The organism is Burkholderiales bacterium (assembly GCA_035543335.1).
Classification (GTDB): domain Bacteria; phylum Pseudomonadota; class Gammaproteobacteria; order Burkholderiales; family JAHFRG01; genus JAHFRG01.
This window is the reverse complement of record DASZZH010000007.1, coordinates 43,788-66,328: the sequence shown is the minus strand read 5'-3', so window position 1 is coordinate 66,328 and position 22,541 is coordinate 43,788. Positions and strand designations below refer to the sequence as shown.

Sequence of the window (22,541 nt, the reverse complement as noted above, 5' to 3'; positions counted from 1 at the left end):
AGCAGGGTGTTGAAAAACTCTCCGGGAACCGCGTTTGACACGAAAAATGCTCAGATGCAAGGCGCGCGACGAAGGTCGTAGCCAGGACTACGATGCCGAGGAGGGCCCGCGTAGCGTCTGCACCTGCGAAGCTGTGCAGCGCGGAGCGGGCCAGCGCTCGCCTTCGCGGTCGCACGTGCCGAGGCTCCACGCTCCGGCGAGCACGCAGCAGATGGGCATTTTTCGTGCAAACCCGGATGGGGCGGCTGCCGCGACACGGTAAGTGAAGCTTGGGGTGCGGGAGCGGCAGCATGAGCGCCCCGTTTAACGGCGTTTCTTGCGGCAGCTTTGCGCCCCTTCCCGCGCCACGCTTCGCGAGACCGAGTCCGGGGGCTGCCGCGACACGGTGAGCGAAGCTTGGGGTGCGGGAGCGGCAGCATGAGCGCCCCGTTTAACGCTGTCTCTTGCGGCAGCTTGCGCCCCTTCCCGCTCCACGCTGCGCGAGTCCGAGTCCGGGGCGCCTTTCCGGGCGGTCTGCTTTGTCGCTCGCCTTGCGAATATGCAACGGCTATTCGACGCGGCTCGCTTCGCGCATCCCATCCCGGAAAGCCGACGCCGCGGCCCCGTGGAGTTCTTCAACACCCTGTTAATAGATGTGCCGCTCGAGATTAGCTTGATGCAAAATAGTGGTCGAGATTTCTTCGATGGACTTGGTGGTGGTATCGAGGTAGCGGATGCCTTCCTGCCGCATCAACGACTCCGCTTCCTTGACCTCGAACTGGCAATTGGCCCGCGTGGCGTAGCGGCTGCCCGGCTTGCGTTCGTTGCGGATCTGCTGCAAGCGCTCGGACCTTATGGTGAGGCCGTACAGCTTGTGGCCGAACGGTTTCAGCTGCGCCGGCAGTGTCATCGAGCCGAAATCCTCGGGAAGCAGGGGGTAGTTGGCGGCGCGAATCCCGAACTGCAGCGCCATGTATAAACAGGTAGGCGTCTTGCCGCTGCGCGAGACGCCGATGAGAATAATGTCGGCTTGATTCAAATCGCGCGTGGACACCCCGTCATCATGCACTAGGGCATAGTTCACCGCTTCAATTCGCGATTGGTAATCGTAGCTATTTTTCAAACTATGCGAGCGGCCGATGGCGTGCGACGATTTCACGTCCAGTTCGTTTTCCAGCGGCCCGGTAAAAACCTGGAAAAAATCCAGAAACAGGGCGTCCGCGGAAGCCACGATGGCGCCAATCTCCGGATTCATCAGGGTGCTGAATACCAGAGGACGGCTGCCATCAGCCGCTCCAGTCTGGTTGATGTGGTTCGCCGTTTCTCGGGCTTTCTCCACCGTGTCCACGAACGGCAGCGTGATCTGCCTGAAATCAACGCCGTCGAATTGCGTAAGCAGGCTATGGCCGAGCATTTCCACGGTGATGCCGGTGCGATCGGAAATGAAAAAAGCCGTACGCTTGTTGGCCATGGTGATACTGCATCGACGAGATGGAAGCAGTAAAATATACGATTTGTGCGCTGATTACAATTAGGGAACCTCTGATGTAAGTCCCACGCGGTTGCGACGGCGGCTTTCCGGAAGGGATGCGCGAAGCGAGGCGCAGCCAATGGCCAGACCCCCTTGGCAAGCCGAGCGACAAAGCAGACCGCCCGGAAAGCCCCGTCCCTCCGGGTTGCGGTAAAATGTGGCGTCTGCGTTGTGCTCGCCGGAGCGTGGAGCCTCGGCACGTGCGACCGCGAAAGCGAGCGTTGGCCCGCTCCGCTGCACAGCTTCGCAGGTGCGGATACTACGCGGGCCCTCCTCGGTGTCGTAGTGTTGACTACGACCTTCGTCGCGCGCCTCACATCCCTCCGCATTTTGCCAGCAACGCAATCCGTGGAGGACTTAATCAGAGGTTCCTTAGCAAGGTAAACCATGGAACAGTTTATAGCCTGGTTTGAACGGCTGCGCATGAGCGACGTGGAAAGTGTGGGTGGAAAAAACGCGTCGCTCGGGGAAATGATCAGCCAGCTGGCAGGCTCCGGCGTGCGCGTGCCCGGCGGATTCGCCACCACGGCCAAGGCCTTCCGCGAGTTTCTGGCGCACAACGGGCTTCAGACGCGCATCGAGAGCAGTCTGAGAAAACTGGATATCAACGATGTGGCCGCCCTCGCGGCAACCGGCGCTAAAATCCGTCAATGGATTGCGGACGCGCCGTTTCAACCGAAACTGGAGAAAGAAATCCGCGAGGCCTACCGGAAAATGGCCGCCCAGGCTGAGGCGGATATTTCAGTGGCGGTGCGCTCGTCGGCCACCGCGGAAGATTTGCCCGACGCCTCCTTTGCTGGCCAGCAGGAAACCTTTCTCAACATCCACGGCGAGGAAAACCTGCTGGCCGCCATCAATCATGTCTTTGCTTCGCTTTACAATGACCGCGCCATTTCCTATCGCGCGCACCAGGGTTTTGCCCATTCCGAAATCGCGCTTTCCGCCGGGGTGCAACGCATGGTGAGGAGCGACCTGGGCGCGAGCGGGGTGATGTTTACCCTCGATACCGAATCCGGTTTCGACCAGGTGGTATTCATCACCTCTGCCTACGGCCTGGGCGAAACCGTGGTGCAGGGCGCGGTCAATCCCGACGAATTCTACGTTTATAAAGCCGGGTTAAGACAAAACCGTCCGGCCATCATCCGCAGAAACCTCGGCGCCAAGGCCATCAAAATGGTGCTTGCCGAGCGCCAGGAAGCTGGACACTCGGTCAAAACCCTGGAGGTCATCCCTCAAGAGCGCTCTAGTTTTTCCATCAGCGATGCTGAAGTGGAGGAACTCGCCCGCTACGCGCTTATAATCGAGCAGCACTATAAGCGGTCGATGGACATCGAATGGGGGCGCGATGGCGTGGATGGCAAGCTTTACATTCTTCAGGCGCGCCCGGAAACGGTGAAATCGCGAGGGCGGGTCGAGATTTTGCGACGCTATCGCTTAAAGCAACGTTCAGAAATCCTGGCCAGCGGCCGCGCCATCGGCCAGAAAATCGGCAGCGGCCCGGTACGGCTGATTATGGACGCGTCAGAAATGTCACACCTGCAGCCGGGCGATGTGCTGGTCACCGACATGACCGACCCGGATTGGGAGCCAGTGATGAAACGCGCTTCCGCCATCGTCACCAACCGCGGCGGTCGCACCTGTCACGCCGCCATCATCGCTCGCGAGCTGGGCATTCCTGCAGTCGTCGGTTGCGGCGATGCCACTCGCACCGTGAAGGAAGGCGAAGCGGTCACCGTATCCTGCGCCGAAGGCGACACGGGCAATGTCTACAAAGGGATGCTTGAAATCGAAATCATGGATCTTTCGCTCGACGCCCTGCCCAAGCTGCCGGTAAAAATTAAAATGAATGTGGGCAATCCCGAGCTTGCGTTTGATTTCCAGCGCCTGCCCAATGCCGGCATTGGCCTGGCGCGCCTTGAATTCATCATCGCCCGCATGATCGGCGTGCATCCCCGCGCGGTGCTGGATTATCCGATATCCCTGCGGAATTGCGCGGCCAAGTGGAGGAGCGCAGCGCGGGTTATCCCGATCCGGTGAGCTATTACGTGGAAAAAATCGTGGAGGGCGTAGCCACGCTGGCCGCTGCTTTCTGGCCCAAGCCGGTGATCGTGCGCCTGTCGGATTTCAAATCCAATGAGTATTCGAGCTTAATCGGCGGGCAGCGCTACGAGCCGCATGAGGAAAACCCGATGATCGGTTTCCGCGGCGCGTCGCGCTACATCGCCGATTCCTTCCGCGACTGCTTCGCGCTGGAATGCCGGGCTTTCAAAAGGGTGCGCGACGATATGGGGTTGACCAACGTCGAAATCATGGTGCCTTTTGTGCGCACTTTGGATGAGGCAGCACAAACCATCGAATTGCTCAAGCAAAACGGACTGCAAAGGGGCGTAAACGGGTTGCGTGTTATTATGATGTGCGAGGTTCCATCCAACGCGATTCTCGCCGACGAATTTTTGCAATACTTCGACGGATTTTCCATCGGCTCGAACGATCTTACGCAACTTACGCTGGGGCTGGATCGCGATTCCAGCCTGGTGGCGGGCGCTTTCGACGAACGCAATCCCGCGGTGAAAAAAATGCTGCATCTCGCCATCCAGGCCTGCCGCAAGGCGGGAAAATACGTGGGGATATGCGGCCAAGGCCCGTCCGATCATCCGGATCTTGCAAGCTGGCTGATGGAAGAAGGCATCGAAAGCGTTTCGCTGAACCCCGACTCGGTGGTCGAAACCTGGCTGTATCTTGCCGGCGAGATCGCAAAACAGAATGCTCGACATCCGGCTTAAACCTTCCAGGTATCTGATTTTATGGCTTGGCGCAGTTCATGCCATTGCCGTGGGGTTGTTCCTCGTTCTGTCGCTGCCGGTATGGCCGAAGCTGGTTGCCACGCTGGTTTTTTGTACAAGTCTGGTGTTTTATCTCAAGCGCCATGCATGGCTTACCGCACCAAGTTCAGTCATCGCGCTGGAAATAAAAGAAGATCGCACTTGCGTGATAGAAACACGCAGTGGCAAGCGGTTAGACTGTATCCTGCTTCCTACAAGCTATGTATCCGCCCTGCTTACGGTATTGAATTTCAAAGCCAATGGCGAGCGCCTGGCGAGGCATGTGGTGCTTGTTCCGGACGCGATAAACTCCGAAGATTTTCGCAAACTCCGCATTTTGCTGCGCTGGAAATAAAAGGGAACCTCTGATTAAGTCCTCCGCGGATTGCGTTGCTGGCAAAATGCGGATGGATGCGAGGCACGCGCCGAAGGTCGTAGTGCGGCTGCGACCCGTTAGCCCAAGGCCCGCTTGCGGGAGCAGCCGCACAAGCTCCGCTCCATGCTATCGAACGCAGCCTTCTGCGCCCCTGCCCGCACCACGCTGCGCGAGACCGAGTCCGGGGCGCCCGGGCACATGGCTTTGTTGTTCGTCGCTGGTTTGGCCTCTACCAAACGGCGCTCCTCACGCCTCGCCCTGCACCCGGATTGCAACACCGTCGCAACCGCGCGGGACTTAATCAGAGGTTCCCAGCAACCACTCGCGCCTATTACATAGCCGGCAACGCGGCGGCTTCCGCTCTCAGCTGCAAAACGGTATTGCGCGCTTCGGGAAGGGCTTGAGGGTAATCGCGGCTGAAATGCAGCCCGCGGCTCTCCTTGCGCAGCTGGGCGCTTCTGACAATCAAATCCGCGGTCATGACCAGATTGCGCAATTCCAGAAGATCGTTGCTCACTCGGAAATTAGCGTAGTACTCGTTGATTTCCTCATGCAACAACCGGATGCGGTGCTGCGCGCGCTCCAGGCGCTTGCTGGTGCGCACAATGCCGACATAATCCCACATGAAGCGGCGCAGTTCATCCCAGTTGTGCGAAATCACGATTTCCTCATCTGCATCTGTCACCCGGCTCTCGTCCCACGCCGGAAGCGCAATGCGTCTGCCCGCTGGCTGCCGCAGAATGTCCTGCGCCGCCGCGCGACCGAACACCAGGCACTCGAGAAGGGAATTGCTGGCGAGCCGGTTCGCGCCATGCAAGCCGGTATGCCCGGTTTCGCCCACCGCGTAAAGCCCTTGAATATCGGTATGCGCTTGCAAATCGGTGACAATCCCGCCGCAGGTATAGTGCGCCGCCGGTACCACCGGGATCGGTTGCCGGGTGATATCGATGCCGAGCGCCAGACAGCGGGCGTGGATGGTGGGAAAGTGCTGGCGAATAAAATCCGATGGCTTGTGGGAAATATCCAGATAGACGCAATCCAGGCCACGCTTTTTCATTTCGAAGTCGATGGCGCGCGCCACGATGTCGCGCGGCGCGAGTTCCGCGCGCTGGTCATGCTCCGGCATGAAGCGCGTCCCGTCAGGCAAACGCAGGAGTCCGCCTTCGCCGCGCACCGCCTCGGAAATCAGGAACGATTTGGCATGAGGGTGGTAAAGACAGGTGGGATGGAACTGGATGAATTCCATGTTCGCCACCCGGCAGCCGGCGCGCCAGCCCATGGCGATGCCGTCGCCGGCGGCGGTGTCGGGATTGGTGGTGTAAAGATAAACCTTGCCCGCGCCGCCGGTAGCCAGTACGGTGTGGTCTGCAGCAATGGTTTCAACGTGGTCGGCCACGCCGTCCAGCACGTATATGCCGTAACAGCGGTTATCGGGTAACCCAAGCTTCCTGCCGGTAATCAAATCCACCGCGATATGATGTTCCAGCACGGTGATATCGGGGTGCGCATTGATTTTGGCTTCCAGCGTGGTTTGTACCGCGCGCCCGGTTGCATCCGCAGCGTGGATCACCCGGCGATGGCTGTGGCCGCCTTCACGGGTGAGGTGATAACCCATTTCACTTTCTTCGTCGCGGGTGAAGGGAACGCCCTGGTTAATCAACCACTGTATGCTTTCGCGGCCATGTTCGACCACGTAGCGCGTGGCGGCCTCATCGCAAAGCCCGGCGCCGGCGACGAGGGTGTCCTGGATATGCGCGGCAATCGAATCATCATCGCCCAATACCGCGGCAATGCCGCCTTGTGCCCAGCTGCTGGCGCCGTCGATCAGCGCTTTTTTGGTAACCAGCCCGACCTTTTTACGGTCGGCCAGGTTGAGCGCCACCGTCAGACCGGCCAGCCCGCTGCCGATGATCAGTACGTCAAAACGCCGCAATTTTTCGTCCCGCGAGGCTAAAACATTACTATAGCAGAGCAAGATTGGGCCACGCAGTCTCATCCACCGGAATAACCCTGGTCAGAACTGAACTAATGCCTTAAGCCGCTGTCTTTAGCGCTGTACGCCGTGTGTGCGTTTCCTGAGTGCGAACCGAAAGGTTATACTAGCGCGCTGCCGGGGATAACTTGAATGGGTAGCCGACTGCAACAATAACAAGCGAAATTCAGGGAAGAGTTGCACATGGGTGATCGTGAAGTCGACCAGCAGCTGGTCGAACGCGCACAGCACGGGGACAAGCATGCCTTTGAGTTGCTGGTGGTCAAATACCAGCGAAAACTGGCGCGGTTGTTGTCCCGCTTCATACGCGACGCCGCTGAAGTCGAGGACGTCACGCAGGAGGCGTTTATCAAAGCCTACCGCGCTTTGCCGGCGTTCCGGGGCGACAGCGCTTTTTACACCTGGCTGTACCGGATTGGGATTAACACCGCCAAGAACTACCTGGTAGCGATGAGACGGCGGGCGCCGACCACCACCGGGTTCGACAGCGAGGAGGCCGAAACCTTCGAGGACGGCGATCAGCTCAGGGACATTAACACCCCTGAGAACGAGCTGATGAGCAAGGAAATCGGCAAGACAGTGAACCAGACGCTCCTGGAGTTGCCTGAGGAACTGAGGACGGCGATCACGTTGCGGGAAATTGAAGGTTTGAGCTACGAGGACATAGCAACAATCATGAATTGCCCCATCGGCACGGTGCGCTCCCGGATTTTCCGGGCGCGCGAAGCCATAGCGGAAAAACTGCGGCCGATGCTGGGCACCAGCAAGGACAAGAGGTGGTGACCATGAAACAAGATATTTCGGGATTGATGGATGGCGAGCTGGACCCAGATACCGCCATGGCGGTGATTGCCAGGCTCAAGCATGAGGAAAACCTCAAAAACGCTTGGGCCGATTATCACCTTATCGGCGACACGCTGCGCCAGAACGCCACCCTGCTTCCCGCCCTCAGTGAGCGCCTGAGCGAAAAACTGGGGCATGAGCCCGCCATCCTGGCGCCGCGCCGGACGCTGGCGCAGAAAGTCAAATTCGCCGCCCTGTCTGTCGCCGCTTCGCTCGCCGCAGTAGCCATGGTCGGATGGGTGGTGCTTCAGAACTATACGGACAAGCCCAAGGAAAACCTCGCCGCCACGCAACCCACCAGCGCCCAAGCCATGCTCGCCAGCCTGCCGCGATATCCCTTCAACAGCAATGTCAACGAATATCTCCTTGCCCATCAGGAATTTTCACCCAGCACCACCATGCAAGGCGTGGTTTCTTACGCCAGGACGGTATCCGGCGAAGGCAGGGAAGCGAGCCGATGAGAGCGGTATTGTTTGCCTTGCTGCTCTGGCCCGCGGCGCTGCTTGCGGACACGGCGCCTGACGAGGCGCTCGCCTGGCTGCAAAAAATCGCTTCCGCCGCACGAGAACTCAATTACAGCGGCACCTTCGTTTACCAATACGGCAACCACGTTGAAACCTCGCGTATCGTACACGCCGTGGACGGCTCCGGGGAGCAGGAAAAACTGGAGATCCTCGATGGCCTGCCGCGTGAAATCATCCGCAGCAACGATGAAGTGCGTTGTTATTTGCCGGAGAGCAAAACGGTGATGGTGGAAAAACGCACCCGCCGAACAAAATCCTTCCCGGCGCTGCTCCCCGAGCAGCTCAACAACCTGAGCGAAAGTTACCTTATCAAAATGGGCGGGCATGAGCGGATTGCCGGATTTGACTGCCAGGCGCTAATACTGGAACCCAGGGACGGCCTGCGCTACGGCCACAAGTTTTGGGCCGAAATAAATTCCGGGCTGCTGCTCAAAGCCAGCATGCTGGATGAAAATAACGAAGTCGTCGAGCAATTTGCCTTTACCCAGCTTTCCATTGGCGGGCCGATCGACAAGGAAATGCTCAAACCCCGATTTTCGGCCAACACCCCGGAATGGCGTTACGACCACGCGGCGCAGGCCGAGCCGTTCTCCACGTCAACCGGCTGGGCCATCAGGCACCCGCTGGCCGGCTTCAAGAAAATCATGGAAACCCGGCGTGTAATCAGCGGCAAGCCGGCGCCGATTTCGCATATCGTCTATTCTGATGGCCTGGCTGCGGTGTCGGTATTTATCGAACCGCTGGGCTCCAAGACCAAACCCATGAACGGCCTGCAAAAGCGCGGCGCGCTTAATGTCTACACCAAACCGGTTGCCGACTTCCAGATTACGGTGCTGGGAGAGACGCCACCGATTACCGTGATGGAGATCGGCAACTCCGTTTACTACTCCGGGAAATAAAAAACTCCCTTTGACCACCGCTTTTCTCGCTCCTTAGCTAATCCTTTAATTACGGTTTGAGCCATCACATTTTCAAGTGAAACAAAGGAAGTAAATCAATGAAAAAACTGCTTTGGGCATTTGCCTTAATGTTTTCGTTTGCCGTTTCGGGTTTTGCCAAAGAACTGCCGGATTTTACCGATCTGGCGGAAAAGCAGGGGCTGGCGGTGGTGAACGTCAGCACCACGCAGACCGTGCGCAGCCAGGGTGTCCCGCAACTTCCATTTTCCGAGGATGACCCTTTTTATGAATTCTTCCGCCGCTTTGCGCCACCCATGCCGCGCGAATTCGAGTCCAGGTCACTGGGCTCGGGGTTCATCATCAACACGGACGGGTACGTTCTCACCAATGCCCATGTGGTGGACGGCGCCGACGAGATTACCGTCAAGCTCACCGACAAGCGCGAGTTCAAAGCCAAGGTCATCGGCAGCGACAAACGCACCGACGTGGCGCTCATCAAGATCGACGCCGCCGGCTTGCCCAAGGTGACGTTGGGCGATCCCAACAAACTGAAAGTAGGCGAATGGGTGGTCGCCATCGGTTCGCCGTTCGGCTTTGAAAACAGCGTGACCGCCGGCATCGTCAGCGCCAAAGGACGTTCGCTGCCGCAGGAAAATTTCGTACCTTTCATTCAAACCGATGTGGCGATCAATCCGGGCAATTCGGGCGGGCCACTGTTCAACCTTAAAGGCGAAGTGGTCGGGATCAATTCGCAAATTTACAGCCGCACCGGAGGATTCATGGGACTTTCGTTCGCGATCCCGATTGACGTGGCGATGGAAGTCGCGGATCAGCTGCGCACCACCGGCAAAGTCAGCCGCGGCCGCATCGGCGTGGTCATCCAAGAAGTGACCAAGGAGCTTGCCGAGTCGTTCGGTCTTTCGAAACCGATGGGGGCGTTGATTAATTCGGTGGAAAAAGGCGGCCCTGCCGACAAGGCCGGTCTTGAGCCGAGCGACGTTATCCTTAAGTTCGATGGCAAGATGGTGAATAACTCTGCGGATTTGCCGCGCATCGTCGGCGCCACCAAACCAGGTTCGAAAGTCACCCTGCAAGTCTGGCGCAAAGGTGCGGCTAAGGACATCGGCCTTATGGTCGGCGAAATCCCCTCCGACGACAAAACGGCGCAGCGCTCGGGCAAGTATGGCAAAGAGCCGGATACCCGTTATGGCATGCTGTTGGACAACCTGACTCCCGACCAGAGGAGCGAGCTTGGCATCAAAAGCGGCGTGCTGGTGGAAGACGTGCAGGGTGCGGCTACGCGCGCCGGCATCCGCCGCGGCGACATTATCCTTGCTGTAAACAACCAGGATGTGAAGTCGGTCGAGCACTTCAATCAGTTGTTGAGCAAATATGAGAAAGGGCGCAGCGTGGCCCTTTTGATCCGGCGGGGTGACAACGCGCTTTACATCCCGCTGCGCATCAATGGCAACTGAATACCAGCTCAAGCTGACGGTACTCTCCAGAGAATACTGCCACCTATGCGAAAACATGATCGCCGCGCTACGCGAGCTGCAGGCCCAACGCGGCTATTTCAATCTTGAAATCGTTGATGTTGACCGTGATGCCGCGCTCGAGGAGCGTTACGGCGAGCGGGTTCCGGTGCTGCTTCTGGACGGTGTAGAAGTCTGCCATTACCGCTTCGACCCGGAGGCGCTGAATGCGCGTTTAATGGCGGCCACACGGCAAGCCTAAAATCCGTTAAAATTTCACTTGGTTTACATAAGGCAAGGGCACGATGGTGCCCTTTTTTTTGATGCATGAATCTTATCCGCAATTTTTCCATCATCGCGCACATCGACCACGGGAAATCCACGCTGGCGGACCGCTTCATTCAAATCTGCGGTGGTTTGAGCGAGCGTGAAATGGAAGAACAGGTGCTGGATTCGATGGACCTCGAGCGCGAACGCGGCATCACCATCAAGGCGCAAACTGCCGCCCTCAATTACAAGGCGCGCGACGGTCAGAACTATCTTCTCAATCTGATCGACACCCCGGGCCATGTGGATTTTTCCTATGAGGTGTCGCGTTCGCTCGCCGCTTGCGAAGGCGCGCTGCTGGTGGTGGACGTCTCACAGGGCGTGGAGGCGCAAACCGTGGCCAACTGCTATACGGCATTGGAGCAGGGCGTGGAGGTGGTTCCGGTGTTAAACAAGATGGATTTGCCTTCCGCCGACCCCGAACGCGTCATCGCCGAAATCGAGGACATCATCGGCATTCCCGCCAAGGGAGCGCTGCGCGTCAGCGCCAAAACCGGACTGGGAGTGGAAGAAATTCTCGAATCGGTTATCCAGCGCATCCCGCCGCCCAAAGGTAAATTGGACTCCCCACTCAAGGCGCTGATTATCGATTCCTGGTTTGACAATTATGTCGGAGTGGTCATGCTGGTGCGGGTGGTGGACGGCGCTCTAAAGCCAAAGGACAAGGTTCTTTTAATGTCAAACCAGGCGACTTATCTTTGCGAGGAGGTCGGAGTGTTCACGCCGAAACCGAAAACCAAGGATTCGCTATCGGCGGGCGAGGTCGGGTTTGTGATTGCAGGCATCAAGGAACTTAGGGCCGCCAAGGTGGGTGACACCCTCACACTGGCCGTCAACCCGGCTCCGGCCGCGCTGCCCGGCTTCAAGGAAATCAAACCTCAGGTGTTCGCCGGCCTGTACCCGGTGGATTCCAACCAGTACGACGCGCTGCGCGACGCGCTGGAAAAACTCAAGCTCAACGACGCCTCGCTGCACTACGAACCGGAAACGTCTCAGGCCCTGGGTTTCGGCTTCCGTTGCGGGTTTCTCGGCTTGCTGCACCTGGAAATCGTACAGGAGCGGTTGGAGCGCGAATACGGCATGAACCTGATTACCACCGCACCCACCGTGGTGTATCAGGTATTGCTGCGCAACGGTGAGGTGCTGGAAATTGAAAACCCGTCCAAAATGCCCGACCCGTCTAAAATCGAGGAAGTCCGCGAGCCCATCATCACGGCCACCATCCTGGTCCCGCAGGATTACGTGGGGCCGGTGATTACCTTGTGCATCGAGAAGCGCGGCGTGCAGAAAAACATGCAATACATGGGACGGCAGGTGCTGCTCACCTACGAGCTGCCACTGAATGAAGTGGTGATGGATTTTTTCGACAGACTGAAATCGGTGAGCCGCGGTTATGCGTCGCTCGATTACGAATTCAAGGCATATCGCGCCGCCGATTTGGTCAAACTCGATGTTCTGATCAACGGAGACAAGGTAGATGCGCTCTCGCTGATCATTCACCGCGCCAACAGCCAGTACCGCGGGCGCGAACTAGCGATAAAAATGCGTGAGCTCATTCCGCGGCAAATGTTCGACGTCGCGGTGCAAGCCGCCATCGGCTCGCACATAATCGCGCGGGAAACCATCAAGGCGATGCGTAAGAACGTGCTGGCGAAATGCTACGGCGGTGACATCACGCGCAAAAAGAAACTGCTGGAAAAACAAAAAGCCGGCAAAAAGCGCATGAAGAAGGTCGGTAACGTGGAAATCCCGCAGGAGGCCTTTCTCGCAATTTTGCGGGTAGAAAGTAAATAACCCATGAATTTCGCCCTGGTCATGTTCATATTACTGGTAGGCACCGGCGGCATTGCACTGCTCGATCGCCTCTGGCTGAAAAATCGGCGCCGGCCCGATCGCGCCGAACCCTGGTGGGTGGAATACCCCAAGAGTTTTTTTCCGGTAATTCTGGTGGTTTTTTTACTGCGTTCCTTTCTGGTTGAACCGTTCAAGATACCTTCCGGCTCGATGATCCCGACCCTGCTGGTGGGGGATTTCATTCTGGTCAACAAATTCGCCTATGGCATCCGGCTGCCCATCCTCAACGCCAAGATCATTGACATCGACGAACCCAGGCGTGGTGAAGTCATGGTGTTCCACTACCCGGGAAACCCGTCACTGGATTACATCAAGCGGGTGGTGGGCCTGCCCGGCGACCAGGTGGTCTACCGCAATAAGCGTTTATGGATCAGCGGAGAGGAGATCAAGATTACGCCTTCCGGCGAGTATAATTATGTCGAGTCCGGGCTGAACTTCATTACCACGAAACGTTTTACCGAGAACCTGGGCGGGCATAGGCATACCATACTCGTCCAGAAAGAGGCGCCGGCGGTGCAGACGGGAGGCGTGCGGCCATTCCCGTTTCGCGAAAATTGCGTCTACAATGAAGAAGGCTTTGCCTGCACGGTTCCGGCAGGCCATTATTTCATGCTCGGCGACAACCGAGACAGCAGCAGCGACAGCCGTTATTGGGGTTTTGTGCCGCAGGGAAACATCGTCGGCAAGGCATTTATGATATGGTGGAATTTTGATAACTTGAAGCGCATCGGCCAATCCATCGAATAGAGGGTGATATGAAACGACAACGTGGCCTTTCCATGACGGGTTTTTTGTTCCTGGCGGTCGCTTCGGTGTTTGTAGCACTGCTTGCTTTCAAAGTGCTGCCCGCTTACCTGGAATATTTTTCGATACAGAGAGCTCTCAGCGGCATGGCCCGTGACCTGGATATGCAAACTACAACACCCAAGGAGATCCGGAGCTCGTTCGACAAACGTGCAGCGATTGACAACATTACCGTCATTACCGGTCAAGACCTAGAAATCGACAAGGAAGGCAATCAAGCCGTGGTGCTCGCCAATTATGCGCAAAAGATCCCCCTGTTCGCCAATATCAGCGTGTACATCGAGTTTCAAGCCTCTACAGGCAAACGCAAGTAGGGGGCTATACCCGGCATAATGGATATCGAAAACGTTTGCCGTAAACTTGGCTATTCGTTTCGTCAACCCGAGCTTCTGCGGCAGTCCTTGACGCACCGCAGCTTCGGCTCGCCTCACAACGAACGTTTAGAGTTTCTGGGCGACAGCATATTAAATTGCGTTATTGCGCATGCCCTGTTCCGGCGTTTCCCAGCTTTAAGCGAAGGCGAGCTTTCGAGACTGCGCGCCAATCTGGTCAACCAGCAAACCCTGTTCGAGCTCGCGCAAAAGCTGAACTTGGGCGATGAAGTGCTGCTCGGTGAAGGCGAGCTCAAAAGCGGCGGCTTCCGCCGCCCCTCCATTCTGGCCGATACGCTCGAAGCCATGATTGCCGCGGTCTTTCTCGATGGCGGGTTCGACCAGGCCGGGCAGGTGGTCCAAAACCTGTACGCCACGTTGTTGCAGGACATCGACCCTAAAAATCCCGGCAAAGATCCCAAAACCCTGCTTCAGGAATTTCTGCAAAGCCGCAAAATGGCGTTGCCCCAATACAGCGTGGTTGCCACCGCAGGCGAAGCCCACCAGCAGCAATTCCGAGTGGAATGCTTGGTTGCGGAGCTTAATATTCGTTCTTTCGGGACCGGCACCAGTCGGCGCAATGCCGAACAGGATGCGGCAAGGCAGGCCTATCAGCTTGCCGCCGGCGCCTGACTCATGCCGGGCTCAATCCATACCCGCTATCGCTCCGGGCTGATTGCCGTTGTCGGACGCCCCAACGTCGGCAAATCCACTTTACTTAACCGGCTCATCGGGCAAAAAATCAGCATCACTTCGCGCAAACCCCAAACCACGCGGCATCGCATCACCGGCATCCTCACTCGCGAGGATGCGCAATATATCTTTGTCGACACACCCGGCTTCCAGACCCGGCACGGCGGCGCGCTCAACCGGATTCTGAACCGCAGCGTCGTACAAAGCCTGGATGCGGCGGATGCGGTGTTGTTTGTGATCGAGGCCATGAGGTACAACAACCGCGACCGGGAAGTGCTGGAGCTCCTGCCCGAACGCCCGGTGGTGCTGGTCATGAACAAAATCGACCGCCTTGAAAGCAAAACCGAACTGCTGCCGCTTATCCAAAAAATTTCGAAAGAATTTAGCTTTGCCGGCATCGTTCCCGTCAGCGCGCAGAAAGGTACGCAACTTGCAGAACTTCTTGAAACCGTTCGCGGTTTGCTGCCGGAGAACCCGGCGCTTTATCCGGAAGACGCCATCACCGACCGCAACGAGCGCTTCCTGGCGGCGGAAGAGCTGCGCGAGAAAATTTTCCAGCTGTCCGGAGAAGAGGTGCCTTACGCCGTCAGCGTAACCGTGGATGAATTCAAGATGGAGCGCGGATTGCGCCGCATTCAGGCTTCGATCATCGTCGACAAACCGGGGCAAAAGGCCATCCTGATCGGTGCTAAAGGGGAAAAACTCAAGACCATCGCCACGCGGGCGCGCAAAGACATGGAAAAGCTTTTTGGCGGCAAGGTATTTTTACAGGTATGGGTCAAAGTGAAAAGCGGCTGGGCCGATGATGCGCAAGCGCTGAAAAAACTGGGCTATGAATAGGCATTACCGGGGAACCCATGAGCGCGCAGGACAAGTTTAAACAAGACAATCAGCCTGCATTTCTACTGCACGGCTACCCGTTCCGTGAAACCAGCCTGGTAACCGAATTATTCACGCAAAACTTCGGCCGGCTGGCGGTGGTCGCGCGCGGTGTGCGCCGGCCGAGATCCGCGTTGCGAGGAGTGCTGCAGGCTTTCCAGCCGCTGCTGGTCGGCTGGTCCGGAAAATCGGAATTGCGCACGCTGCACCGCGCGGAATGGCAGGGGAGAACGCCCCTGCTTCAAGGCAGGAGCTTGCTTTGCGGTTTTTATTTGAACGAGCTGATAATGAAGCTTTTGCCGCGCGACGATCCTCACGAACAGTTGTTCGCGCATTACCAGCACACGCTGCTGGTTCTCGCTGCACAAAACGACCCCGCCACGGCCTTGCGCCGCTTTGAAATCCGTCTGCTCAAGGAACTGGGTTATGCGTTGACGCTGGAGCGCGACCCGCATAGCAGCAAACCGGTGCAGCCTGAACTTCTTTACTCCTACGTCATCGAACGCGGCCCAGTCGCCTCAAACACCGAGCCGGGCGCAATGCATATCCTGGGAAAAACCTTGTTGGACTTAGCGAACGATGACTACAGCGACCCCAATACCCAGCAGGAGAGCAAAGCGCTGATGCGGCTTATTCTCAGCCATTATCTCGGTAACCAGGTGCTCCACACCCGTCAGCTGCTCAAGGATTTACAACAGCTTTAAACGCCTGGCCGCGGTTATTGCGGATATAATTTGTCCTTTTAATCAAATCAGAAACATGATACGGCTGGGAGTAAACATCGATCACGTGGCGACGCTGCGCCAGGTGCGCGGCACGCCTTATCCCGATCCGATAGAGGCCGCGCTGCTGGCGGAAAAAGCGGGCGCCGACACGATTACCCTACATTTGCGCGAAGACCGCCGGCATATTCAGGACGGCGATGTAACCCTGCTGCGCCGCAGGTTACGCGTGCCCATGAACCTCGAACTCGCCGCCGCCCGAGAGATGTTGCAGATTGCGCTGCGCATCCGCCCCCAGCACGCCTGCCTGGTACCGGAACGACGGCTGGAACTCACCACCGAAGGCGGGTTGGACGTGGTCGGGCATTTCAAGCGCATCAAGCACGCCTGCATGCTGCTCGCGGAAGCCGGAGTACGCGTTTCGCTTTTCATCAACCCGGATTGCAAACAACTGGAAGCTGCGAAGGAGACCGGCGCGCCAGATGTGGAAATTCACACCGGCCATTATGCGGATGCGCCCAGCCTCGGTGCGCAGAACCGGGAGTTGAAAAAAATCCGCGTGGCGGTGGTCTATGGGCACAAGCTAGGCCTGCAAGTCAACGCCGGCCACGGTCTTCATTATCGCAATGTGCAAAAAATCGCCGCCATTCACCACATCAATGAGCTCAATATCGGCCATGCCATCGTCGCCCATGCATTGTTTGTCGGCTGGCCGCAGGCGGTGCGGGAAATGAAAAGCATCATGCGCAAGGCGGCGCGGTGATTTACGGCATAGGCACCGACCTTGTCGAAGTCAACCGGGTTGCCCGGCTGCTGGCAAAATACGGCGAGCGTTTCGCCAAAAGAGTGCTGACTCGCAACGAGCGGGAGGACTACGCTTCTGCGCGTCATGCCGCCGCATTCATTGCCAAAAGTTTTGCCGCGAAAGAGGCGTTTGCCAAGGCAGTGGGCAGCGGTTTTCGCTATCCGGTGATCTTAAGCCAAATCAGCGTGACCCATGACGGCCTGGGCAAACCCGAATTGCGGTTCCATCCTGCGCTCGAACTGTATTTGCGGGAGCGCAACATCGTGCGTCATCACCTGAGCCTGAGCGACGAGAAAGGCCTAGCTTGCGCGGTGGTGGTGCTGGAGTGCCCGTGAAAAGCGCAAGATCCATGCCGTTGGGGCCGCTGATGCTCGATATCGCCGGACCAGAGCTTGCGCCTGAAGACAGCGAGCGGCTGCTGCATCCTCTAACCGGCGGCGTCATTCTCTTTTCCCGCAACTACCAGTCACCGCAGCAACTGCTCGAACTCACCTCGGCAATCCATGCGCTGCGCAACCCGCAACTCCTCATCGCGGTGGACCATGAAGGGGGCAGGGTGCAGCGTTTCCGCGAAGGCTTTACCCGCATTCCGGCGATGCGCGAGCTGGGGAAAATCTGGGACGCCCATTCGTATCAGGCGAAGAGCCTCGCGCGCATGACCGGGTTGGTTCTCGCCGCGGAACTTCGCGCCTGCGGGGTAGATTTGAGCTTTACCCCGGTGCTCGACGTGGATCATGGCGCGAGCACCATTATCGGCGATCGCGCTTTCCACAGCGATCCGCAAGCGATAGCCGAACTCGGGCATGAGTTGATGCTGGGCTTGAAACAGAGCGGCATGGGCGCTGTGGGCAAGCATTTTCCCGGCCACGGCTATATTGCCGCCGATTCGCATCTTGAAGTGCCGGTGGATGAGCGCAGCTTTGAGGACATCGAGATGCTGGACCTCGTGCCTTTTGCCCGAATGATAAGCCTGGGCTTGAGCGCGGTAATGCCGGCGCATGTTATTTATCCCAAGGTAGACCTGCAGCCGGCGGGCTTCTCCAGCGTCTGGCTCAAGGACATCCTGTGCAAAAGGCTTGGGTTTGAAGGCACGGTGTTCAGCGATGATTTAAGCATGGAAGGTGCCCGTGTCGCCGGTGGCGTCATTGAGCGCGCGCAAGCGGCCTTGCATGCCGGCTGCGACATGGTGCTGGCATGCAATGACACGGCGGCAGCCGGCAAGCTGCTTTCCGGCTTGCGCTGGCCTATGCCGGCGGTGAGCCTGGCCCGGCTGGCGCAGTTGCATGGCAGGCCGCACCCCGCGTCGCTCACCCGCCTGCGCGAGGATTCTTTTTACGTGAAAGCGGTGCACGAAGTCGCGAGCATCGGGTTTGCCAGCGGCGATCTGGCTTTGGAAAGGAATACCGATGGCCGCGCCTGATCTGCGCTTCCGCACCTATTCCCATCACGGAGAAACACCTAGCCGTGTTCACTGGGCGCTGCTGATCACACTCAGTTTTGCCGGGGTGGAAGCCATTGGCGGGTGGTGGTCGGGTTCGCTGGCATTATTAAGCGACGCGGGCCACATGTTTTCCGACTGCGTGGCGCTGGGACTCACCGCTTTTGCCGGTTGGGTAACCAAACATCCGCCTACCCGGCGCCATACCTACGGCCTGCTGCGCGCGGAAGTCATCGCCGCGCTGTTAAACGGCCTCATGATGTTGCTCATCATTCTGTTCATCGTGGTCGAAGCGGTAGCCAGACTGCGCGAACCGCAACCGGTGTCGGGCGCAGCGGTCATGGTGATTGCGGGCGCGGGATTGGCCGCCAATATTCTGGTTATTTTTCTACTGAGTCATGGCGAGCAAACACTCAATGCGCGCGCGGCGTTGCTGCATGTGATGGGCGATCTGCTCGGTTCGGTGGCGGCGCTGCTCGCCGGCGCAGTGATTTACTTTACCGGCTGGCTGCCGATCGATCCGATCCTGTCTCTGGTGGTAGCGGGGCTGATCCTCTTTTCCACGCTCAACCTTTTGCGCGAAGCGCTGCATGTGCTGATGGAAGGCGTGCCACTCAACTTGCAAATCGAGGCGGTGGGGCGGGAAATGACGCACATCGAAGGCATACGTTCGGTGCATGACCTGCACATCTGGACTTTGGCCTCGGGCAAGGTGGCATTGTCGGCCCATCTGGAAGTGCCCGTACTTGCCGCCTGGCCGAAAGTGCTCGAGGCGGCTCAAGTCATGCTGCACCGGCAATTCGGCATCGACCATGTGACGCTGCAGCCGGAAGAGCCGCAAACCCCCGAAAAGCGTTACCCCGGCTCGATCCGCATTTACCCCAAGAAATAAAAGCCGGCAGAGCGCGGCTTGAGCAACCGGCAGGCCGGGGAAGCCTTAGACTCTTTCAATGTATTCCCCGGAATCGGTACTCACCTTGATTTTTTCCCCTTGCAGCACAAATGGCGGCACCATCACCGTCAACCCGGTCTCTGTTTTGGCCGGCTTATAGGAACTCGTTGCCGTCGCGCCTTTGAGATTCGGTTCAGTCTGGGTAATGGTGAGCACTACACTGGCCGGCAGTTGCATCCCAATGACCCTGCCATTGTGAAAATTCAATTGGACATCGGTATTGGGCAGCAAATACTCCACCTGCCCTTCAAGGAACTCCACCGAGAGGTTGAATTGCTCGTAGGTTTTCTTGTCCATGAACACGTAGCTGCTGCCGTCGTTATACAGGTACTCCATGTCCCGGCTTTCGACAAATGCGCGCTCCACTTTTTCCTCGGTGCGGAAGCGCTGGTTGAGCTTGGTGCCGGCTTCAATATCTTTCATCTCCACCTGCATGAAGGCGCCGCCGCGCCCGCCGACGTGGACATGGTAACATTTGAGGACGCGCCATATGCGTTTTTCGAATTCAATCAGGTTGCCGGCTCGGATTTCGGTTGCGAGAACTTTGGCCATAGCGGGTCGCGTTACCCTTAGCAAAGAGCGCGATTTTACTATAGAGGAGGGAAGAAAAGAATTGCCGCATGCGGTATTTTCCACTAACTGCACGGATTGCCTGCGCTTGTCCGGTTTCTGGAGTGCATCCGCCGCGAGCATCCGGACTATTACGCTAAGCCGGTGGCAGCGTTTGGCGACGCCAAACCCGGGCTGCTCATCGTCGGCCTGGCGCCCGGATTGCACGGAGCCAATCGTACCGGGCGGCCGTTTACCGGAGACCACGCTGGGATTTTGCTTTATCGGACGCTCCATCGTTTCGGTTTTGCCAGCCTGGTTGAATCGAAGAGCCGCAAGGACGGTTTGCAGCTCATCGGCTGCAGGATTACCAATGCCGTCAAATGCGTACCCCCAGCCAATAAACCAAACCCGGAAGAAATTGTTAATTGTAATAAGTATTTAAAGCATGAGATTAAAGCTCTAAATGAGAATACGGCTATCCTGGCTTTGGGAAGAATTGCACACCAGGCGGTGCTCATGTCGTTATTGTTGAAGGCGAGAGATTTTCCTTTTGCCCACGGTGCAGAGCATAAACTTGGCAACGGGCTCACCTTATACGATAGCTTCCATTGCAGCCGTTATAATACTCAGACAAAGCGCCTTACCCCGCAGATGTTCGAGGTGGTGTTCGCCCGCATTTCTCAACAGCTGCGCAAGCAAAAGGAAGTCTGGTGCCCTACGTGAATGTCCGCTTGGTTGGAACTCTGACTCGAGAACAAAAGCGCAAGATCGCCGAGGAAATCACCGAGATTCTCGAGCGCATCGCGCACAAACTCAAATCCTGCACTCACGTCACCTTCGACAAGCTGGCCGGCGAGAACTGGGCGGTTGGCGGAAAGCTTCTCGACGAATGACGCTTTAGGCAGCCGTGCTCAATCCCAAAGAAGTCATCGCCGGGCTGCCCAATCTGCCCGGGGTGTATCGCATGCTCAACGCGGCTGGAGAGGTGATTTATGTCGGCAAGGCGCGCGACCTTAACCAGCGCGTTTCCTCCTACTTCCGGAAAAACCTGCAATCGCCACGCACCCGGCTGATGATGGCGCAAGTCACTCAAGTCGAAACCACGGTCACCCGTTCCGAAGGCGAAGCGCTGCTCTTAGAAAACAATTTAATTAAAAGTTTAACTCCACGCTACAACATATTGTTTCGTGACGATAAATCATATCCGTACATTATCCTCACCGAGCACCGTTATCCACGCCTGGGCTTTCACCGTGGCGCGCTCGACAAGAAAAACCGTTACTTTGGTCCCTACCCGAATGCCTGGGCGGTGAGGGAAAGCATTCAGTTGCTGCAGAAGGTATTCCGCATCCGTACTTGTGAAGACAGCGTGTTCAATAATCGCTCGCGCCCCTGCCTGCTGCACCAAATCAAACGCTGCACCGCGCCATGCGTAGGCCTGGTCAAGGAACAAAGTTACCGAGCGGATGTGGCCAATGCCGCGTTATTTCTCGACGGCAAGCAAAACGAAGTACTGCGTATTCTCGGCCAGAAAATGCAGGAAGCCGCGAACGCGCTGAACTATGAAACCGCCGCGCTTTACCGTGACCAGATGCAGTCGTTACGCAAAGTCCAGGAAAAGCAATTCGTAAGCAGCGCCAGCAGCGCGGACGCGGACGTGATTGCCTGCGTTTCCCGCGGCGGAATTCTGTGCGTGAATCTGGTGATGGTAAGAGGCGGCCGGCATCTTGGCGACAAAAGCTTCTTTCCGCAAAACGCCGAGGGTTATGAGCCGCAGGCGGCGCTGGAGGCGTTTCTGGCGCAACATTATCTTTATCGTCCACTCCCGGATACGATAGTGATCAATCAGCCGGTTGATCGCGACGCGCTCGGGGTGCTGTTGGGCAAACGCAAGACTCAGGTGGTGACGCGGACGACAGGCGAGCGCCGCGTCTGGCTCAATATGGCGGTCAAGAACGCAACCCTTATGCTTGAACAGAAATACCAAAGCCAGGCGAGCCAGGAAGCGCGGATGCAGGCACTGCAGCAAGCCTTGGATCTGCCTTCCAGCGTGCAACGCATCGAATGCTTCGATATCAGTCATACCATGGGCGAAGCCACCTTGGGTGCTTGCGTGGTGTTCGACAATCTCGCCATGCAATCCGGGGAATACCGGCGTTATAACGTCGAGGGCATAACGCCAGGCGATGATTTCGCCGCCCTGCGCAATGTGCTGACGCGCCGCTACCGAAAAATTTCCGCAGGGGAGGGCAGGGTTCCGGATTTGATCTTGGTGGACGGCGGCAAGGGACAGGTGAGCGTTGCCCAGGAAATCTTCGCCGAGCTCGGGCTCAATGACGTTTATCTTGTCGGCGTGGCCAAGGGTGCGGAGCGCAAACCCGGGCTGGAACAACTCATTTTTCCCGGGGATAAAAACCCGCTACAATTGGCTCCGGATAACATCGGTTTGCATCTGATTCAGCAAATCCGCGACGAAGCGCACCGCTTCGCGATTCAAGGCCACCGCGCCAGGCGCGCCAAGACGCGCGTCACGTCCTCACTGGAAAAAATCGGCGGCGTGGGCGCGAAGCGCCGGCAAAAACTGCTGTCGCGGTTTGGCGGCCTCAAAGGGGTGCTTGCGGCGAGTGTGGACGACCTCGCGATGGTGGAGGGCATCAGTCGCAAATTGGCCGAAATAATCTACCGCGAGCTGCATTAGTAGCGCA

Annotated in this window: 22 protein-coding genes and 2 pseudogenes; 21 read left to right on the top strand and 3 right to left on the bottom strand. The window is 57.6% G+C overall.

Annotated elements, in window-relative coordinates; all coding sequences use genetic code 11:
• Positions 1 to 46 precede the first annotated feature (46 nt).
• Positions 47 to 262: a hypothetical protein gene (locus tag VHE58_01755; GenBank protein HVS26022.1), complete on the top strand. Its 216-nt coding sequence runs from the start codon at positions 47 to 49 to the stop codon at positions 260 to 262.
• A gap of 363 nt (positions 263 to 625) precedes the next feature.
• Here the strand turns inward: VHE58_01755 and VHE58_01750 are convergent, their stop codons facing one another.
• Positions 626 to 1,450, bottom strand: a complete 825-nt coding sequence (locus tag VHE58_01750; protein HVS26021.1) for a pyruvate, water dikinase regulatory protein — start codon at positions 1,448 to 1,450, stop codon at positions 626 to 628.
• Positions 1,451 to 1,897: 447 nt separating this feature from the next.
• Here VHE58_01750 and ppsA point away from each other — a divergent pair.
• Positions 1,898 to 4,293 (top strand): annotated as a pseudogene (gene ppsA / locus VHE58_01745) (phosphoenolpyruvate synthase).
• Positions 4,274 to 4,687 carry a protein YgfX gene (locus VHE58_01740; GenBank protein ID HVS26020.1) on the top strand — a complete coding sequence of 138 codons (414 nt, stop codon included), beginning with the start codon at positions 4,274 to 4,276 and terminating at the stop codon, positions 4,685 to 4,687. The pseudogene ppsA and the gene VHE58_01740 overlap by 20 nt, the downstream one beginning before the upstream one ends.
• 352 nt (positions 4,688 to 5,039) lie before the next feature.
• On the opposite strand, the gene nadB is transcribed toward VHE58_01740, so the two are convergent.
• Positions 5,040 to 6,641: an L-aspartate oxidase gene (nadB, locus tag VHE58_01735; GenBank protein ID HVS26019.1), complete on the bottom strand. Its 1,602-nt coding sequence runs from the start codon at positions 6,639 to 6,641 to the stop codon at positions 5,040 to 5,042.
• A 243-nt stretch (positions 6,642 to 6,884) separates the two neighbouring features.
• Here nadB and rpoE point away from each other — a divergent pair, with 243 nt between their 5' ends.
• The 15 genes and pseudogenes from rpoE (at position 6,885) to VHE58_01660 (ending at position 19,224) form a co-directional block, all read left to right on the top strand.
• Positions 6,885 to 7,484: an RNA polymerase sigma factor RpoE gene (gene rpoE / locus VHE58_01730; protein ID HVS26018.1), complete on the top strand. Its 600-nt coding sequence runs from the start codon at positions 6,885 to 6,887 to the stop codon at positions 7,482 to 7,484.
• Between the two features lie 2 nt (positions 7,485 to 7,486).
• Positions 7,487 to 8,005, top strand: coding sequence for a sigma-E factor negative regulatory protein (locus tag VHE58_01725; protein ID HVS26017.1), 519 nt, complete (start codon positions 7,487 to 7,489; stop codon positions 8,003 to 8,005).
• A complete protein-coding gene (locus VHE58_01720; GenBank protein ID HVS26016.1) occupies positions 8,002 to 8,967 on the top strand; it encodes a MucB/RseB C-terminal domain-containing protein in 966 nt (321 codons plus the stop codon). The genes VHE58_01725 and VHE58_01720 overlap by 4 nt, the downstream gene beginning before the upstream one ends.
• A 98-nt stretch (positions 8,968 to 9,065) precedes the next feature.
• Positions 9,066 to 10,442, top strand: coding sequence for a DegQ family serine endoprotease (locus tag VHE58_01715; protein HVS26015.1), 1,377 nt, complete (start codon positions 9,066 to 9,068; stop codon positions 10,440 to 10,442).
• On the top strand, positions 10,432 to 10,701 hold the full coding sequence (locus VHE58_01710; GenBank protein HVS26014.1) for a glutaredoxin family protein: 270 nt from the start codon (positions 10,432 to 10,434) through the stop codon (positions 10,699 to 10,701). The genes VHE58_01715 and VHE58_01710 overlap by 11 nt, the downstream gene beginning before the upstream one ends.
• 65 nt (positions 10,702 to 10,766) lie before the next feature.
• Entirely contained in the window at positions 10,767 to 12,560 is a 1,794-nt protein-coding gene (lepA, locus tag VHE58_01705) for a translation elongation factor 4 (protein HVS26013.1), read from the top strand.
• 3 nt (positions 12,561 to 12,563) lie between these two features.
• Positions 12,564 to 13,367, top strand: coding sequence for a signal peptidase I (lepB, locus tag VHE58_01700; protein ID HVS26012.1), 804 nt, complete (start codon positions 12,564 to 12,566; stop codon positions 13,365 to 13,367).
• Between the two features lie 8 nt (positions 13,368 to 13,375).
• Positions 13,376 to 13,738: a DUF4845 domain-containing protein gene (locus VHE58_01695; GenBank protein HVS26011.1), complete on the top strand. Its 363-nt coding sequence runs from the start codon at positions 13,376 to 13,378 to the stop codon at positions 13,736 to 13,738.
• Positions 13,739 to 13,756: 18 nt separating this feature from the next.
• Positions 13,757 to 14,416 (top strand): annotated as a pseudogene (gene rnc, locus VHE58_01690) (ribonuclease III).
• A gap of 15 nt (positions 14,417 to 14,431) precedes the next feature.
• Complete coding sequence (gene era, locus VHE58_01685; GenBank protein ID HVS26010.1) at positions 14,432 to 15,328, top strand: GTPase Era; 897 nt, start codon at positions 14,432 to 14,434, stop codon at positions 15,326 to 15,328.
• Positions 15,329 to 15,345: 17 nt separating this feature from the next.
• Complete coding sequence (gene recO, locus VHE58_01680; protein ID HVS26009.1) at positions 15,346 to 16,071, top strand: DNA repair protein RecO; 726 nt, start codon at positions 15,346 to 15,348, stop codon at positions 16,069 to 16,071.
• Positions 16,072 to 16,126: 55 nt separating this feature from the next.
• Entirely contained in the window at positions 16,127 to 16,852 is a 726-nt protein-coding gene (gene pdxJ, locus VHE58_01675; GenBank protein ID HVS26008.1) for a pyridoxine 5'-phosphate synthase, read from the top strand.
• A complete protein-coding gene (acpS, locus tag VHE58_01670; GenBank protein HVS26007.1) occupies positions 16,849 to 17,229 on the top strand; it encodes a holo-ACP synthase in 381 nt (126 codons plus the stop codon). Before pdxJ ends, acpS begins: the two co-directional genes overlap by 4 nt.
• Positions 17,230 to 17,243: 14 nt before the next feature.
• On the top strand, positions 17,244 to 18,314 hold the full coding sequence (nagZ, locus tag VHE58_01665) for a beta-N-acetylhexosaminidase (protein ID HVS26006.1): 1,071 nt from the start codon (positions 17,244 to 17,246) through the stop codon (positions 18,312 to 18,314).
• Positions 18,301 to 19,224 carry a cation diffusion facilitator family transporter gene (locus VHE58_01660; protein ID HVS26005.1) on the top strand — a complete coding sequence of 308 codons (924 nt, stop codon included), beginning with the start codon at positions 18,301 to 18,303 and terminating at the stop codon, positions 19,222 to 19,224. Before nagZ ends, VHE58_01660 begins: the two co-directional genes overlap by 14 nt.
• A gap of 45 nt (positions 19,225 to 19,269) precedes the next feature.
• On the opposite strand, the gene efp is transcribed toward VHE58_01660, so the two are convergent.
• On the bottom strand, positions 19,270 to 19,836 hold the full coding sequence (gene efp / locus VHE58_01655) for an elongation factor P (protein ID HVS26004.1): 567 nt from the start codon (positions 19,834 to 19,836) through the stop codon (positions 19,270 to 19,272).
• A gap of 96 nt (positions 19,837 to 19,932) precedes the next feature.
• Here efp and VHE58_01650 point away from each other — a divergent pair, with 96 nt between their 5' ends.
• Genes VHE58_01650 through uvrC form a run of 3 tightly spaced genes read left to right on the top strand, consistent with a single transcriptional unit; the run spans position 19,933 to position 22,534 of the window.
• Positions 19,933 to 20,559, top strand: coding sequence for a uracil-DNA glycosylase (locus VHE58_01650; GenBank protein ID HVS26003.1), 627 nt, complete (start codon positions 19,933 to 19,935; stop codon positions 20,557 to 20,559).
• Positions 20,547 to 20,729, top strand: coding sequence for a 4-oxalocrotonate tautomerase family protein (locus VHE58_01645; GenBank protein HVS26002.1), 183 nt, complete (start codon positions 20,547 to 20,549; stop codon positions 20,727 to 20,729). Before VHE58_01650 ends, VHE58_01645 begins: the two co-directional genes overlap by 13 nt.
• A 14-nt stretch (positions 20,730 to 20,743) precedes the next feature.
• A complete protein-coding gene (gene uvrC, locus VHE58_01640; GenBank protein ID HVS26001.1) occupies positions 20,744 to 22,534 on the top strand; it encodes an excinuclease ABC subunit UvrC in 1,791 nt (596 codons plus the stop codon).
• The last annotated feature ends 7 nt before the right edge of the window (positions 22,535 to 22,541 follow it).

Bases quoted from the DNA above. Each gene is read 5' to 3' on its own strand.
- VHE58_01755 (HVS26022.1), top strand. From the start codon at position 47: ATGCTCAGATGCAAGGCGCGCGACGAAGGTCGTAGCCAGGACTACGAT.
- VHE58_01750 (HVS26021.1), bottom strand. From the start codon at position 1,450: ATGGCCAACAAGCGTACGGCTTTTTTCATTTCCGATCGCACCGGCATC.
- VHE58_01740 (HVS26020.1), top strand. From the start codon at position 4,274: ATGCTCGACATCCGGCTTAAACCTTCCAGGTATCTGATTTTATGGCTT.
- rpoE (HVS26018.1), top strand. From the start codon at position 6,885: ATGGGTGATCGTGAAGTCGACCAGCAGCTGGTCGAACGCGCACAGCAC.
- VHE58_01725 (HVS26017.1), top strand. From the start codon at position 7,487: ATGAAACAAGATATTTCGGGATTGATGGATGGCGAGCTGGACCCAGAT.
- VHE58_01720 (HVS26016.1), top strand. From the start codon at position 8,002: ATGAGAGCGGTATTGTTTGCCTTGCTGCTCTGGCCCGCGGCGCTGCTT.
- VHE58_01715 (HVS26015.1), top strand. From the start codon at position 9,066: ATGAAAAAACTGCTTTGGGCATTTGCCTTAATGTTTTCGTTTGCCGTT.
- VHE58_01710 (HVS26014.1), top strand. From the start codon at position 10,432: ATGGCAACTGAATACCAGCTCAAGCTGACGGTACTCTCCAGAGAATAC.
- lepA (HVS26013.1), top strand. From the start codon at position 10,767: ATGAATCTTATCCGCAATTTTTCCATCATCGCGCACATCGACCACGGG.
- lepB (HVS26012.1), top strand. From the start codon at position 12,564: ATGAATTTCGCCCTGGTCATGTTCATATTACTGGTAGGCACCGGCGGC.
- VHE58_01695 (HVS26011.1), top strand. From the start codon at position 13,376: ATGAAACGACAACGTGGCCTTTCCATGACGGGTTTTTTGTTCCTGGCG.
- era (HVS26010.1), top strand. From the start codon at position 14,432: ATGCCGGGCTCAATCCATACCCGCTATCGCTCCGGGCTGATTGCCGTT.
- recO (HVS26009.1), top strand. From the start codon at position 15,346: ATGAGCGCGCAGGACAAGTTTAAACAAGACAATCAGCCTGCATTTCTA.
- pdxJ (HVS26008.1), top strand. From the start codon at position 16,127: ATGATACGGCTGGGAGTAAACATCGATCACGTGGCGACGCTGCGCCAG.
- nagZ (HVS26006.1), top strand. From the start codon at position 17,244: ATGCCGTTGGGGCCGCTGATGCTCGATATCGCCGGACCAGAGCTTGCG.
- VHE58_01660 (HVS26005.1), top strand. From the start codon at position 18,301: ATGGCCGCGCCTGATCTGCGCTTCCGCACCTATTCCCATCACGGAGAA.
- efp (HVS26004.1), bottom strand. From the start codon at position 19,836: ATGGCCAAAGTTCTCGCAACCGAAATCCGAGCCGGCAACCTGATTGAA.